Origin of the sequence: Glutamicibacter ardleyensis (assembly GCF_014644555.1) — a bacterium.
Lineage (GTDB): Bacteria > Actinomycetota > Actinomycetes > Actinomycetales > Micrococcaceae > Glutamicibacter > Glutamicibacter bergerei.
In genome coordinates this window covers 485,986-500,659 of the sequence record NZ_BMKX01000001.1, presented here as the reverse complement: position 1 = coordinate 500,659, position 14,674 = coordinate 485,986, and the positions used below count along the sequence as shown (strand labels likewise).

Below are 14,674 nucleotides of genomic sequence, written 5' to 3'. Positions count from 1 at the left end.
GTAGGGAAAACCCGAAGATTCTGTCGGGACTATCGCTGCCGGTGGAGGAAGCGCAAGATAGTGCCATGGAATCTATCATTCAGGGGCCTGTTGCGGAAGATGCACGATGGGAAGTTTTGCCGGTGGTTGAGCAGCGATTTGAGGATTTCGCAGCGGTAGTGAATCCCACGGGACGCGAAAAGCACTGTTGGTGTTTATCTCATCGTTTAGGCGCCAAGGAGATCCAGACGCTAGGTGCGGGACACCGCGTGGACGCAATGCGCGCCTTGAGCGCCGAGCCCATTGCGCCTGGTGTGCTGGCCTATAAGGACGGAGTGCCGGTGGGCTGGTGCAGCATCAGCCCGCGCTCTCAGATTCCGTTGCTGGAGCGTTCAAAGCTGATTCGACCGGTGGATGGCGTCGCGGTATGGAGCATCATCTGCGTGGTGGTGCGAAGCGGTTTCCGTCGGCAAGGCGTAAACACCCACATGCTCGAAGGAGCTTTGGGCTATGCCAAAGCGCTAGGAGCTCCGGCTGTCGAAGCCTACCCGGTGGACCCCGAAGGACGCATGGATCTGACCATGGCTTTTGTGGGCACGCGCAAGATGTTCGAGTCGGTGGGATTCAAGGTCATTGGCGTCACTGATGCGGTAGCCAGCAGAATGCCGCGCCTGGTGATGCGCAAAGATCTCTAGGACCGCGTTTCTGCGCCATTTGCCTCGCCGATCAGGGCCTGAACGCCGCGCAGCGCCTCGGCATCCAAAGCTGCATTGAAGTAGGAAGAGATGGCCGTTTTAGCGGCTTTGCCAGCGGCCGCAGAATCTCCGCGGGCAATGGCGTCAAAGATTGCCCGGTCCAGCGCGACAACCTTCTTCATTTCGCGCGATTCGTTCTCCGAATGGCTCATTTGCTCGTCCATCACGTTCAAGATGGCCCCGGAGACCGCTTCGCCGCAGATCCGCAGAATCCCGTTGTGGCTCGCTTCCCACACCGCTGCATGGAAATCCAGGTCGGCCCGGTTGAAGGCCTCCGAGCCGCTAGTTGTTTTGAGCTCCATCCGTTCGATGGCATCACGCATCGTGGCCAGCTGCGCCTGATTGTGCATCACCGCGGCCAGCTGGCAGGCCGAGCTTTCCAACACGATCCGAAACTGCACCAGCTCGGCTAAGGACAGGGAAGCGACCCGCGCCATATTGGCGAAGGAACGCTCCAGAATATCCGAGGAAATCGGCAGGACCACCGGACCGCTGCGGCTTCCTGGCCGCGAGGCAATGAGCCCTTGGCTTTGCAAAACACGCAATGCCTCCCGCACCGTGGACCGGCTGACGGAAAACTGCACCATCAATTCCCGCTCGCTGGGCAGATGCTGGCCGGGCTCGATTTCCTTGGAGAGAATTGCCTCTTCGATTTGCTGCACCACGCGCTCATAGGTCAGCGTTGGTACGGCCGGGGTGAAGGTCAGCTTGCTCATGGGGCCATCCTTTGAACGAGGGTGCGTTGGGACAAAGATAGCGCGGTTCGCGCCCCCTCTGCCTTGGGCACTAATATTACGATCACTGGTAAGACCAGAGAACCTAGTAGAAATATCAGCATATATGGTGTTGTATGGATCACATCACTGGCATGGTTGATGACCCGATGGAGATCTCATGAGCGCGAAAAAGAATCACGTCCGCCTGGCTGCGGTAGTTATGGCTGGATCACTGGCCCTCACCGCCTGTTCAGCGGGTTCTGGAGGCGGAAGCGCCGACGGTACTGCATCAAAAACCGGAGTGACGCTCGCGCTCACCGGAGAGCCGGTCAACCTGGATTTCACCACCACCGCGGGCGCAGCCATACCCCAGGCGCTGATGTCCAACGTTTATGAGGGCCTCGTGGAAATCGACCAAGACGGTGAAATCCAGCCGCTGCTGGCCGAATCATGGGAACTGAGCAACGGAAACAAGACCTACACGTTCAAGCTCCGCGAGGGGGCAACCTTCTCCAATGGCGAAGCGTTCACCGCCGATGACGTGAAGTTCAGCATCGAACGGGTGAAGTCCGATGCGTGGATCTCAAGCCTGAAAAAGAAGATGGATGTCGTCGACTCCGTCAAGGTCAATTCCGACACCGAAGTTGCCATCACGCTGAAGAAGCCGAGCAACGCCTGGCTCTTCGACATGGGAACCTTGGTCGGTGCGATCTTTGATCCCAGCGGTGTGGATGACCTCGCCAACAAGGCCATCGGCACCGGTCCGTACGCCATCGATGCGTGGAACCGCGGCCAATCCATAGAATTTGCCACCCGCGATGATTACTGGGGTGAAAAGCCTGCGATTCAGACCGCGACACTGCGCTACTTTGCCGATGCGGTTGCCACCACCAACGCGTTGCAGTCCGGCGACGTTGACGTCGTGTACAACATGCAATCCCCGGAACTGCTCTCCAGCTTTGAATCAGATCCCAAATACCAGGTATTGGACGGCACCTCCAACGGTGAAATCATCTTGTCGATGAACAACAAGAAGGCGCCGTTTGATGACAAACGCGTACGCCAGGCAGTGATGTACGCGATTGACCGGCAGGCGGTCATCGACACCGCATGGAATGGCTACGGCACGAAGGTCGGCGGTCCGGTGCCGACCACGGACCCATACTATGAAGACCTCAACGACGTGTACCCGTATGATCCTGCCAAGGCGAAATCCTTGCTCAAGGATGCCGGAGCGGAAAACCTGAACATCACTTTCACCGTGCCGACCCGCCCTTATGCCACGGCCGTCTCGGAAATTGTTGTTTCGCAGCTGGCAGAGGTTGGAATCAACGCAAAGATTGAATCCTCCGAATTCCCAGCCGTCTGGCTTGATGAGGTCTTCACCAAGCATGATTACCAGATGTCGGTGGTGCTGGCAGTGGAAAGCCGCGATGTGCTTTCCATGTTCAACAACCCGGACTACTACCTGGGTTATGACAATTCAAAGATCAAAGACCTCGCCGCGAGTGCGGACGCCGCAGATGAAGCAGGCTATGTGGAGGGGATGAAGAAGGTCGTACGGACCATCGTTGACGACGCAGCCGCCGATACGCTGTTCATCTTCCCGAACATTGTTGTTGCCGATGCGAATGTCACCGGTATCCCGGCGAACTCGGTCACCGAGGCGCTGGACCTGACAAACCTTGGTTGGAAGTAGTCGAACTAGCTAGCTGACCGGGAGAAATCTTTTGGGTATCCGTTTACTGATCAACCTCGTAAGATTTGTTGTCACCTATGTGATTGCTACGGTGGCGGTGTTCTTGTTCATGCGCGCTATTCCGGGCGACCCGGCACAGATTGCGTTGGGCGTGAACGCCACCCCGGAACTGCTGGCAAAAACCCGCGCCGAATTCGGAACTGACCGCCCGCTGCTGGTGCAGTACTTCGACTGGGCGCTGGGACTGCCCTTCGGTGACTTCGGCACCTCCTACATCACCAGGCAGGACATCAGTCCGCTCATCATCGACAGGGTTCAGGTCAGCCTGATTCTGGTCATCTTGGCCATGATTGTTGCTCTGGCGATCGCCATTCCCTTTGGCACCTACGCGGCGGTCAAGCACCGGAACCCCAGTGGGATTGTTGTCAGCGGGATCAGCCAAATCGGTGTCGCCATCCCGAACTTCCTGGCCGGAATCCTGCTGGTAGTGGTTTTCGCCGTGGGACTGGGCTGGCTGCCAGCCAATGGGTGGACCCCGCCGGGAGAAGACTTCGCTGATTTTGCTTCCCGTGTCATTCTTCCGGTGCTTGCCCTGGCTTCGGTGCAGGGAGCAATTCTCACCCGGTATGTTCGTTCCGCGGTGATGGAAGTAATGAGCGAAGACTACCTGCGAACCGCCAGGTCCAAGGGTCTGGGAAAACTTGAATCGCTGATCAAGCACGGTTTGCGTAACGCTTCGATCCCGGTTTTGACCGTCACCAGCGTGCAGCTTGCGGCGCTGATCATCGGTGCGGTGGTCATTGAGCGGGTCTTCGTGATCCCCGGGCTGGGGTCGATGCTGCTGGACGCGGTAGGCAACCGCGATCTGCTCACCGTGCAGTCCGTGGTGATGGTCTTGGTGGCCATCACGTTGATCATCAACCTGATGGTGGATGTGCTCTACACCGTGCTGGATCCACGAATTCGAAAGGGTGCGTAATGGCTGAAGAACAGGTTCTGTCGGCAAAAAACCGCCGCAAAGCCTCACCCACGCTCATCGTCGGGGCGATCCTGGTGGCCGCCGTAGTCCTTGCCGCGCTTCTCTCCTTCATCTGGACTCCGTACAACCCGGTGCAGGCATTCCCCGCCGACCGGCTGCAGGGTTCCAGCGCCGCGCACCTGATGGGCACCGACCGGTACGGGCGCGATGTGTTCTCCGGAATCCTGTATGGCGCACGGATTACCTTGCTGGTGGGGCTGGTAGCGGTGGGCATCGCCCTGCTGATTGGCACACCGCTGGGAATTCTGGCCGGAATGCGCCGGGGCATCACCGAAGAAGTCACCATGCGCGGCGCCGATATTCTGCTGGCTTTTCCAGCCCTGCTGGTGGCCATCATGTTCGGTGCGGTCTTCGGGGCAAGCACCCTGACCGCGATGCTCGCCATCGGCATTGGCTCCATCCCCGGTTTCGCCCGCGTGGCACGCAGCGGAACCTTGCAGGTGATGAGCACCGAGTACATCATGGCGGCCAGGGCATCCAGCCAGAGTTCCTGGCGTATCGCCCGGCGCCACGTGATGCCGAATATCATCGGCATGGTGGTGGTCCAGTGTTCGGTTTCGTTCGCCATCGCGGTACTGGCCGAAGCGGCGCTGTCTTTCCTTGGATTGGGTACCCCGCCGCCGGTACCGTCCTGGGGACGCATGCTTCAAGAATCCCAGCAGTTCCTTGGCACCTATCCGATGCTTGCCGTGTGGCCGGGCTCTGCCATCGCCATTGCGGTGCTTGGCTTCACGCTGCTGGGCGATGGTTTGCGCGACCGCTTTGATCCAAAACTGAACGGAGAACGCTGAGCATGGATGCACCGCACAACGCGCCGGCCCTGATTGAGGTCAAAAACCTGAGCATCAGCACCAAAACGCGCAGCCTGGTCAGCAACTTCAATCTGCGCATGCAGCCCGGGGATCGGGTGGGGCTGATCGGAGAGTCAGGCTCGGGGAAGTCGATGACCGCCTCGGCGCTGATGGGCTTGCTGCCCGAAGGCGTAAGCGCCACGGGATCCATTCACCTTGCCGGGCATGCGGGCAACCTGGTGGACGCCAGCGACAAGCAATGGCAGAAAATCCGTGGAAAAGATATGACCATGGTCTTCCAGGAACCGCTCACGGCACTGAACCCATTGATGAAGGTCGGTCCGCAGGTCGCAGAAATCATGACCAGCCACAAAAGCGTCCCGTCGAAGTCCGCCGCCCGGTCCAAAGCCGTGGAAATGCTCGAATCGGTCAAGCTTCCAGACCCGCAGCGGGCCGCACGCGCCTACCCGCATCAGCTCTCCGGGGGCCAACGCCAACGAGCGATGCTGGCTATGGCGCTGGCGAATAAACCGGGCCTGCTATTGTGCGACGAGCCGACCACCGCGCTGGATGTCACCGTGCAACGCCAGGTGCTGGATTTGATCTTGGAATCGGTGACCGAGCTGGGTACCGGGCTGCTGTTCATCACCCATGACCTGTCGGTTGTGGCCAACGTCTGCGACCGGGTACTGGTGATGAACAACGGCCAAGTGGTGGAAGAAGGTAGCACCGTAGAAGTTTTCACCAACCCGCAGCACCCCTACACCAGGGGACTGCTCGCTGCCTCGGATCTGAATGCCACCGATGAAAAGGGCCGGCTTTTCACCGTCGCCTCGGCCGCCGCCTATGTGCCGCCGACGGAAAACGAGCCGGAGCCCGAAGACTTGGCTCAACTGGCTGCCGTGTCCGCAGAAGCCACGGCGGGAAGACCTGTGCTCCCGTTGCCTGCCGGGGACGAGCCGGTGATCAGCGTGGAAGACCTGCATCGGCGCTACCCGGTAGCCCGCTCCACGCTCTTTGGAAAACCCTCCGAAGTCCACGCGCTGCGTGGAGTGTCTTTTGAGGTGGCCGCCGGGCAGCGCTTTGGCGTGGTGGGCGAGTCCGGGTCTGGCAAATCCACCTTGCTGCGCATTCTGGCAGGCCTTGACCAGCCGACCTCGGGCAGCGTGAAGGTCGCCGGCAACCAGATCAGCGGTGCCAAAGAACGCGATCTGATCCAGCTGCGCCAGCAGCTGCAGATCGTCTTCCAAGACCCGATGGGTTCCCTTGATCCGCGCATGCGGGTCCGTGACATCATCGCCGAACCATTGCTCGCCCCGGGACAAAAGGTGGACAGCGCGAAACAGCGCAAACTGGTGGCGGAAATGTTGGGCGCCGTCGGCCTGCCGCGCGATGCGGCCGAACGTTTCCCTCACCAGTTCTCCGGCGGGCAACGCCAGCGCATCTCCATTGCTCGCGCGTTGATCTGTGAACCTCGGGTGTTGGTGGCCGACGAACCGGTCAGTGCCTTGGATGTGTCGGTCCGTGCTCAGGTGCTGAATCTACTCTCGGATCTGGTTGATGACTATCAGCTGACCCTGGTTTTTGTCTCCCATGATTTGGGTGTGGTGCGTCATCTGTGCGACAACGTGGTCGTCATGAACAACGGACAAATTGTGGAAAGCGGGAGTACCGAGCAAATCTACGACAACCCGCAGCATGACTACACCCGCACCTTGGTCAACTCCTCGATGTCGTTGCGTAACGAATTGTCTTTGCGCTAAAAATCATTGTTTACCGTGAAAGGTCCACCATGTCTCAGCTTTCCGAACGCAGCACGGCCCTGCACCAACTGAGCGCTCGCGAGCTCGGTGCTGCGTATGCGGCCAAGGACCTTTCCCCGGTAGACGTCGCCGAAGCGGTCATTGAACGAATTCAAGAGCGCGAACCGGTACTCAACGCGATGTATCGCTTTGACCCGCAAGACATTCTGGAGCAGGCGCGACTGAGCGAGAAACGTTGGGCCACCGGCAGTGCGCGTGGGGTACTGGACGGGGTGCCCGCCACGGTGAAGGAAAACGTGGCCCGCGCGGGGATTCCGATGCCCTCGGGCACCGCCCTACCCAACCCGAAGGTGCCCGCGCAGAATGCGCCGATCACCAACCGGATTCTCGAAGCCGGGGCAGTGATCCTTGGCTCCACCACCATGCCGGACTGGGGCATGCTGTCCTCCGGAGTTTCGAGCCTGCACGGCATTTCACGTAGCGCTTGGAACCCGGCATGGACTACCGGTGGTTCCAGTGCCGGCGTCGGTTCTGCCGCGGCGGCCGGGTACGGGCCACTTCATGTGGGAACGGATATTGGCGGTTCCATTCGACTGCCCGGTGGCTGGCAGGGGCTCGCCACGCTCAAACCGAGCGCAGGGCTCATCCCTTTGGATGCTCCATACCTAGGCCGGGCCGCCGGTCCCATGGGGCGCAGCGTGGATGATATCGCCTTATTCATGTCCATCCTCGGCCAACCTGATATGCGCGATTACACCGCCCGTCCCTACCCGGCTCAAGACTGGGAGAGCACCGTATCTTCGGTGTCCGGGCTGAATGTCGCGCTACACACCGATGCCAACGCCGGATCCGCGGTGGAACCGGAAATACTGGCCGCGGTGCAGAACGTTGCCGCGCTCTTTGCCGATGCCGGGGCAAACGTGCAAACCTTAGACCCATTTATCACCCAAGATATGCTCGACCGGCTCGATAGGTTCTGGCGCACCCGGTCCTGGGCGGACTATCGGGAACTTTCTGCAGAAAACCAAGCCAAGGTCTTGGACTATATTGTGCGCTGGTGCACCGTAGGCTCCACCTTTGATGGGGCTGACACCATTAGGAACTTTGGCGCCATCGACCAGATGCAGCAGGCAACTATCGCGGCGACGGCAGACTTTGATCTGGTCATCTCCCCGGTCTCACCGATGGCGGCCTTCCCCGCCGAACAACCGATGCCGGTGGTGGACCCGCTGGCGACCATGAGCCACATTGCCTTCACCGTCCCCTACAACATGTCCGGCCAGCCGGCGGCCACGGTGAACTGCGGATTCACCAGTGATGGTAAACCGATCGGTGTGCAACTTTCCGGCCCGGTAGGATCGGACGCCGCGGTACTGCGCGCCGCCCGCTGGTATGAAAGTCACCGTCCGGTCGGTGCCTGTCCGCAGTGGAACACGCTGGACTAACCGGCTGGCGGGCTGCCAAAGGAGGCTAAGGCCGCAAGAGCTTCGCGCTGCTGGACGGGCACCAGATGGCCGTAGTACTCAAAAAGGCTGCTGCGCGCCAAATGCTCGGCCAAATGAGCGTCTCGATCCCGGATCGCGGTTAACACTTCCTGGTGGTGTTCGATAGTGCGCTGCATTAGCTCGTCATCGTCGCCACTTTCCTCGATGCGCGCGGAGATCAGTTGTTCAATGGACTGGCGCACCGCCTCGGCGGAGAGCTGCAACAGCGCATGTCCGCTGGCCTGCGCAACCACATCATGGAAATCCAGGTCAGCCTGGCTGAAGGCCGCTTGGCCTTGCAGCCTTGCCACACGCATGCGTTCCAACGCCTCGTCCAGTCGGAGCAGGTCCGCCTCACTGCGCCGTGTGGCCGCCAAGGAATTTGCCGAAGACTCCAAAGTCATCCGGTAGATCAGCAGATCTACCAGGCTGGACGCCGAGCTATGGGTCAGCCGGGTGATAAGCCTGCGCAGTGGCGCCGCGGTGGGGGAGAGCACCACCGCACCACGCGGGTCACCCGGGCGTGAGGCGATCATGCCGTTGCTTTCAAGTACGCGCATGGCTTCGCGCACCGAGGAACGACCCACCCCGAATTGCGTCACCAGCTCGCGTTCGCCGGGCAGCCGATCACCGATTTTCAGCTCGCCGGTGAGCACCCGCGCCTCAACGTGTCTTACGATCGTTTCGAAGGCGCGCGGTTTCACCGGCGCCGGGGATGATTGTGACACGGTGCCACCTTATTCCGGTGGGTTGTAGCGGCCGTCGATGGCGGTCCAACCACCATCAACGGTCAACACCGAGCCGGTGACAAAGCTCGAAGCCTGCGAGGCGAGGTACACGATGGCCCCGGCCATTTCCTCCGGTTTGGCCCAACGGCCCAACGCGCTCTTGGACGCATAGGCGTTGTACCATTCTTTGTTTGCGCTGATTTGAGAGGTGAGCGGGGTTTCCACCACGCCTGGGGCAATCACGTTCACGCGCACGCCCTGCGGGCCAAACTCGGCCGCCGCGGTGCGCGCCAACTGGACCAGCGCAGCCTTGGTCGCGGCATAAACGCTCTGTCCCGGCTCCACCACCGACGCCCGAATCGAGGCAATCCCGATGATGGAACCGCCACCATTTTCTGCCAGACGCGGGGCAAAAGCCTGAATCAGTGCGAAGGAAGCCTTCAGATTCAGGTTCACCACCTGATCAAATTCGTCCATTGTGTAATCCACGATCCGCTTGCGCACATTCATCGCCGCGGTGAATACCAGCGCGGCGATGTCCTTAAACTCGCCGGCGGTAGCTTGCACCGCCTCAAAGTCCAGCACATCCAATTCGATCACGCTCGAGTCGCCGGCCAACAAGTCCGCGGTGGCCTGGGCGGCAAAGACGTTGCGATCCGCGCAGATGACGTGGGCTCCATGCGCGGCCAGCGCCAGGGCGGCCTCGCGTCCGATGCCGCTGCCGGCGCCAATAACTAAGACGCGGCGGCCGTCGAATTTAAAAAGTTGTGTGTAATCCATGGGTGCTTGCCTACTTTCAATACGGTGCCGCTAGGGCCGGATGATGGCCATCCGGGTGACGGTGAATTCTTCCATGGCAAAACGTGGTCCTTCGCGTCCGATCCCGGAATCCTTGACCCCGCCGTAAGGCATGATGTCGGAGCGGAATCCGGGAATTTCGTTGACCACCACCCCGCCCACGTCGAGTTCTTCGATGGCACGGAAGGCGGTCTTCAAATTGGTACTGTAAATCGCCGCCTGCAATCCGTAACGCGAGTCGTTAACCAGCTCAAACGCGGTGTCCAGGTCTGGGACGCGGTGCAAACAAATCACCGGTCCAAAGATCTCCTCGCACCACAGGTTCGCCTCGGTAGGTACCTGGCTGATCACCGTGGGCAGGATACTGGCCCCCTGCAACCTGCCGCCCTGCAGAATCTGTGCACCGCAGTCCACCGCCTCCTTAATCCAGGTCATTATGCGTTCGGTGGAGGCCGCATTAATCAGCGGCGCCACCCGGGTGTCCGGGGAACGCGGATCGCCAACGATGACTTCGTCCATTCGTGCCAGCAGCTGTCGCTGGAATTCGTCGGCAACCTTAGCCTCCACGATGACGCGCTGCACCGAGATGCAGGCCTGCCCGTTGGCGTAAAACCCGCCGCGAATGACCGCGTCTACCGCGTCTTCGATTCGCGCATCGTCGGCCACGATGAAACCGGTATTTGAGCCGAGCTCCAGCACCGCCTTGCGCGGTGCGGCGTTCTTCGCGATCTGGTGCCCTACCGCCGCGGAACCGGTGAAGGAAACTACCGCCGCACGTGGGTCGGCGACGAGGGTCTCCCCTACTTCGATCCCACCGGTTACCAGCTGCACCGTCGCAGCACTGACCTCATGCACGGTAAGCACCTGACGAATCAGGTGCACGGCCCACAATGTCGTCAAGGGGGTATTGGGTGCGGGTTTCAAGATAATTGGGCAACCGGCGGCGAGGGCCGGCGCCAACTTATGGCTAGCCAGAAGCAACGGATAATTAAACCCGGCAATGCCGACGACAATTCCTGCGGGTTTGCGCGTCCAATACCCGATCATGCCCTCACCTGAGGGCTGCAAATCCAGCGGAACCGTTTCGCCGTGGATGTGCGCCACCTCCTCGGCGGACGCCGCCCAGGTGGTGAGCGTGCGCGCGACCTCCACGCGACAGTCGACCAGCGGTTTGCCGGTTTCTAACACCAGCAGGTTTTCGAGCTCTTCGCGCACCGCGGCGAGTTTGTCGTGGACCGCCATGAGGATAGACCGGCGGGTTCCGGTACTGAGCCGGGCCGTGGACTGGCGGACCTCTTGCGCAGCATCCAACGCCTGAGCCGCGTGCTGAACCGTACCTACCGGCGCGTGGGCGATCACCGAGGAATCGTAGGGGAAAACGATCGGATCACTGTGCTCGCAGGGCACCCAAAGCTCACCAATGGGCAAACCGTCCGGGTAACTCTTGACGTGAATTGGCACCATTCCTGCTTTCGAGTCGAGGTAAGCGAAAGTTCTACTGGTCTGACCAGTAGCTGTCCACAGCTAACCAGTGATCTGGCGCACAGTCAATGTATTTTCCCTAAAAGACTCTCCAAGTAGGCAAAACTCATGACTTCATTGACAAGTTCTGGTCCAACGGGAAAAGTGTTGCTCACCTGTCGGCAGGGAATTAGCCTGTCGGTTCAGATGCCGAAGAAATGCTGCGACCAACAAGTGTGGGGCAGTCGCTGGTTTCCGGCTACTTCGATGCACGACTAGTTCACAATGGAGAAGATGAATGGAAAGCGCCACAAGAACTTATAGCATCGCCGTTATTCCCGGCGACGGTATCGGCCCCGAAGTCATCGACGGTGCACTGAAGGTACTGACCGTAGCCCAGCGTACTTTCGGCTTTTCTTTGGAACTTACCGGCTACGAGGCCGGCGCCCAACACTATCTGCGCACCGGCGAACTGTGGAACGAACAACTTGCCGGGCAGCTGCGTTCCCACGACGCAATACTTTTCGGCGCCATGGGGGATCCAGCAGTAGAACCTGGAATCTTAGAACGCGGATTCATCCTCGCCATGCGCCAAGCCTTCGAGCAGGCGGTCAACTTACGCCCGGTGAAACTCTATCCGGGGGTGGATACACCCATCGCCGGACTCACCCCAGAACGCTGTGACCTGGTGATTGTGCGCGAAAATACCGAGGGCGCCTACGTTGGGCAAGGCTCCACCATCCACGCGAACACCCCCAACACCGTCGCGATCCAAGAATCGGTGAACACCCGCCAAGGCATCACCCGAGTCGTGGAATACGCTTTTAAACTCGCCGCCAGCCGACGTAAAAAACTCACCCTCTGTCACAAGAAAAACATCCTCGTCGAGGCCGGCAAACTCTGGCAAGAAGTCGTTGACCAAGTAGGGGCCCGGTACCCGCAGGTGCAGCTGGACTACGTGCACGTGGACGCGATGTGCTTCCACCTACCGGTATCGCCGGAACGATTCGACGTGGTGGTCACCGACAACCTCTTCGGCGACATCATCACCGATCTAGGAGCGGTCATTCAAGGTGGGCTGGGAGTTGCTGCCAGCGCCAACCTCAATCTGGATGGTTCGGCACCGAGCATGTTCGAGGCCATCCATGGTTCCGCTCCGGACATTGCCGGCAAGGGGTGGGCCAACCCGGTCGGCGCGATCCTTTCGGCCGCGATGCTGCTGGCACATTTGGGTGAAGAGCAGGCAGCGTTGGCTATCGAAGCCGCCGCCGTCGGGGTGCTACAAAAGCTCCCCGCACTCGCCGGACCGGACATGACTATGAGCACCGGGCAAATTGCCGACGCGGTGGCCGAGCTGGTGACTACGAACTTGCGCAAAATTGAAGGCTACTCGGTGATGGAGAGTTTAGCTGCCGTGCGCTAAGGCCTCGAAGCTGTCACCTAGCGGTGTCCGTGCGTTTGCCTGAGCGCAACTCACCAGCCACCAGCAACGCGTAGCGTAACCAGTCATGAGTCGGCTTTTTGTGGCAATCGGAGATTCCTTCACCGAGGGTGTGGGGGATTGGGAGCCACGGTTACCCAACGGGGTGCGCGGCTGGGCGGACCGAGTGGCTAAGCAACTTTCGAAGGAAGATCCGCAATGGCGTTATGCCAATCTGGGTATTCGCAGCCGACGGTTGGATCTGATTATCGAAGAACAGATTGAACCAGCGTTGGCGATGAACCCGGATGTGATCAGCTTCTACGCCGGTGGCAACGATATTCTCGAATTCCGCAAGGACCTGGACAAGGTGCTCGCCGACTATCGCGCCGCAGTGGAAAGGCTCGCCACTTCGGGGGCGCAAATCCTGCTGTTCACCGGTTTTGATATTCCCGTGCATCCGATGCTTGCACCCTTCAAGCGGCGCAACTGGAAGTTTAATGACTGCGTGCGCGAACTAGCCGCGCAATATGGCGACACCGTGACGCTGGTGGACTACTGGCAGTGGGATGTTTACGCGGATCGGCGCATGTGGGATGTCGACAAGCTGCACATGAACCGTGCGGGACATCGTTATATGGCCATTCGGATTCTGGAACTCTTAGGCGCAAACCATCAGCTGGTCTTTGAACCCTTCGCCGACGCCCGGCGAATAGGTTTCATTCAAGCCACCCGCCGAGACGTGGAATGGCTACGCCAATGGGTGCTTCCGATGTTTGGACGCCGGCTGCGCGGGGTCACCCTGGGAGATGAGTTGGCGCCGAGGTGGCCGCAGCCCATTTATCCTGCTCAGGGCATGAAAAAACTGCACCGCAAACGAAGCCGACATAAAATTGCGAACCTCACCGCGCCGCCGGCACCCTGAGGCCAGCGGCGGAGGAGAGGAAAGCTGGGCTAAGCTGTGGGATTTTCCATCGCTTCGGGGCTCATCCACGCGATTTCCCAGACGTGCCCGTCGGGGTCTTTGACGGCCACCTGATACATGCCGGGAAATGGTTCGTCGGCCGGCCGGTAGATGCTGCCGCCACCAGCAACTGCGCGTGCGGCAAAATCATCGACCCCGTCCCGAGTCTCCGCGGACAGTGCATTTAGGGCCTCCCTGTGCTTTGAACCCAGCGCGGGAACATCTCCATCCACCAGGAAACTGGCAAAGAACTCTTCGCGGAGCACCATGATCAAGATGTTTTCGGCAACGATCCAAGAGGTTGCATTCTCGTCCGAGAAGGTGGTGTTCTTCTCGTAACCCATAGAGGAGTAGAAGGCGTCGGACTTGGCCAGATCAGCGGTCGGTAGGTTTACAAAGATCATCTTGCTCATGCTCATACCTCGGTAACTGGTGGGGCAGGGCGCGAACTGCGCCCGCGACAAACTCTGCCCCAACACGGTCCCGTCGACAAGAGGTTTTCACACCAAAATATTGGCGGTTACGCTGGACCTGAAAACGCGAATGCCCCAGCCCGCACAACGCAGACTGGGGCACAGCACCGTCAACTCAATGCTGGCTGAGGGTATCGGTGAGAAAACTAGATCAGTGCCTTGGTGATTTCCAGCGGGATACGATCACGTGTGTAGGTGATGTGGTCATAACCGTGCGGTTGCGGCTTGCCGTCTTCACCAATGTTGACGAATACGATCTTCTCAATGGTCAAGATCGATTCCTGGGTGAAGATGTTGCGAACTTCGGCGCGCAGGGTGACCGAGGTGCGACCAAAGTCGATGGCGGTCAGGCCCATTTCAATCAGGTCGCCTTCCTTAGCGGAGGCGATGAAGTTGATTTCAGACATGAACTTGGTGACCACATGCTTGTTGCCAAGCTGGATGATCGAGTAGATGGCCGCCTCTTCGTCGATCCAACGCAGCAGGCTTCCGCCGAACAGCGTGCCGTTTGCGTTGAGATCTTCGGGGCGAACCCATTTGCGAGTGTGAAAAGTGATTCCCTTAGCCATATCTAAAATGCTAGGTTAACTAGGCCTCTTTGCGC

Annotated in this window: 14 protein-coding genes; 8 read left to right on the top strand and 6 right to left on the bottom strand. The window is 59.7% G+C overall.

The genetic code is table 11. The features are described 5' to 3' along the window. Nucleotides 1–65: 65 nt before the first annotated feature. Nucleotides 66–674: a GNAT family N-acetyltransferase gene (locus IEX04_RS02295; RefSeq protein WP_188683376.1), complete on the top strand. Its 609-nt coding sequence runs from the start codon at nt 66–68 to the stop codon at nt 672–674. Here IEX04_RS02295 and IEX04_RS02290 read toward each other — a convergent pair. Continuing rightward, nucleotides 671–1,450 (bottom strand): FadR/GntR family transcriptional regulator, encoded by a 780-nt coding sequence (locus tag IEX04_RS02290; RefSeq protein ID WP_188683375.1) that lies wholly within the window; start codon nt 1,448–1,450, stop codon nt 671–673. The two genes, IEX04_RS02295 and IEX04_RS02290, sit on opposite strands and share 4 nt — an antisense overlap. Nucleotides 1,451–1,628: 178 nt before the next feature. Between IEX04_RS02290 and IEX04_RS02285 the strand changes: the two genes are divergently transcribed. From IEX04_RS02285 to IEX04_RS02265, 5 genes are read left to right on the top strand one after another with little or no spacing between them, the layout of a single operon-like run. Further along, nucleotides 1,629–3,149 carry an ABC transporter substrate-binding protein gene (locus tag IEX04_RS02285; RefSeq protein WP_188683373.1) on the top strand — a complete coding sequence of 507 codons (1,521 nt, stop codon included), beginning with the start codon at nt 1,629–1,631 and terminating at the stop codon, nt 3,147–3,149. Nucleotides 3,150–3,180: 31 nt separating this feature from the next. Further along, a complete protein-coding gene (locus IEX04_RS02280; RefSeq protein ID WP_188683371.1) occupies nt 3,181–4,128 on the top strand; it encodes an ABC transporter permease in 948 nt (315 codons plus the stop codon). Further along, nucleotides 4,128–4,979: an ABC transporter permease gene (locus IEX04_RS02275; RefSeq protein WP_188683369.1), complete on the top strand. Its 852-nt coding sequence runs from the start codon at nt 4,128–4,130 to the stop codon at nt 4,977–4,979. Before IEX04_RS02280 ends, IEX04_RS02275 begins: the two co-directional genes overlap by 1 nt. 2 nt (nt 4,980–4,981) lie before the next feature. After that, nucleotides 4,982–6,742, top strand: a complete 1,761-nt coding sequence (locus IEX04_RS02270; protein ID WP_188683367.1) for a dipeptide ABC transporter ATP-binding protein — start codon at nt 4,982–4,984, stop codon at nt 6,740–6,742. Nucleotides 6,743–6,771: 29 nt separating this feature from the next. Next, nucleotides 6,772–8,187 (top strand): amidase, encoded by a 1,416-nt coding sequence (locus IEX04_RS02265; protein WP_188683365.1) that lies wholly within the window; start codon nt 6,772–6,774, stop codon nt 8,185–8,187. Here IEX04_RS02265 and IEX04_RS02260 read toward each other — a convergent pair. The 3 genes from IEX04_RS02260 to IEX04_RS02250 are packed head-to-tail and all read right to left on the bottom strand — an operon-like array spanning nt 8,184 to nt 11,216. Then, nucleotides 8,184–8,954: a FadR/GntR family transcriptional regulator gene (locus IEX04_RS02260; RefSeq protein WP_188683363.1), complete on the bottom strand. Its 771-nt coding sequence runs from the start codon at nt 8,952–8,954 to the stop codon at nt 8,184–8,186. The genes IEX04_RS02265 and IEX04_RS02260 overlap by 4 nt on opposite strands. Before the next feature lie 9 nt (nt 8,955–8,963). Then, nucleotides 8,964–9,734: an SDR family NAD(P)-dependent oxidoreductase gene (locus IEX04_RS02255; RefSeq protein ID WP_188683361.1), complete on the bottom strand. Its 771-nt coding sequence runs from the start codon at nt 9,732–9,734 to the stop codon at nt 8,964–8,966. 30 nt (nt 9,735–9,764) lie between these two features. Then, complete coding sequence (locus IEX04_RS02250; protein WP_188683359.1) at nt 9,765–11,216, bottom strand: aldehyde dehydrogenase family protein; 1,452 nt, start codon at nt 11,214–11,216, stop codon at nt 9,765–9,767. A gap of 295 nt (nt 11,217–11,511) precedes the next feature. Here IEX04_RS02250 and IEX04_RS02245 point away from each other — a divergent pair, with 295 nt between their 5' ends. Together IEX04_RS02245 and IEX04_RS02240 are read left to right on the top strand one after the other, a co-directional pair. Then, a complete protein-coding gene (locus tag IEX04_RS02245; protein ID WP_188683358.1) occupies nt 11,512–12,636 on the top strand; it encodes a 3-isopropylmalate dehydrogenase in 1,125 nt (374 codons plus the stop codon). 85 nt (nt 12,637–12,721) lie between these two features. Next, nucleotides 12,722–13,558 carry an SGNH/GDSL hydrolase family protein gene (locus IEX04_RS02240; protein WP_188683356.1) on the top strand — a complete coding sequence of 279 codons (837 nt, stop codon included), beginning with the start codon at nt 12,722–12,724 and terminating at the stop codon, nt 13,556–13,558. Nucleotides 13,559–13,587: 29 nt separating this feature from the next. Here the strand turns inward: IEX04_RS02240 and IEX04_RS02235 are convergent, their stop codons facing one another. Together IEX04_RS02235 and IEX04_RS02230 are read right to left on the bottom strand one after the other, a co-directional pair. Then, nucleotides 13,588–14,010: a VOC family protein gene (locus tag IEX04_RS02235; protein WP_188683354.1), complete on the bottom strand. Its 423-nt coding sequence runs from the start codon at nt 14,008–14,010 to the stop codon at nt 13,588–13,590. 206 nt (nt 14,011–14,216) lie between these two features. Further along, on the bottom strand, nt 14,217–14,639 hold the full coding sequence (locus IEX04_RS02230) for an acyl-CoA thioesterase (RefSeq protein WP_188683352.1): 423 nt from the start codon (nt 14,637–14,639) through the stop codon (nt 14,217–14,219). Nucleotides 14,640–14,674: the final 35 nt, after the last annotated feature.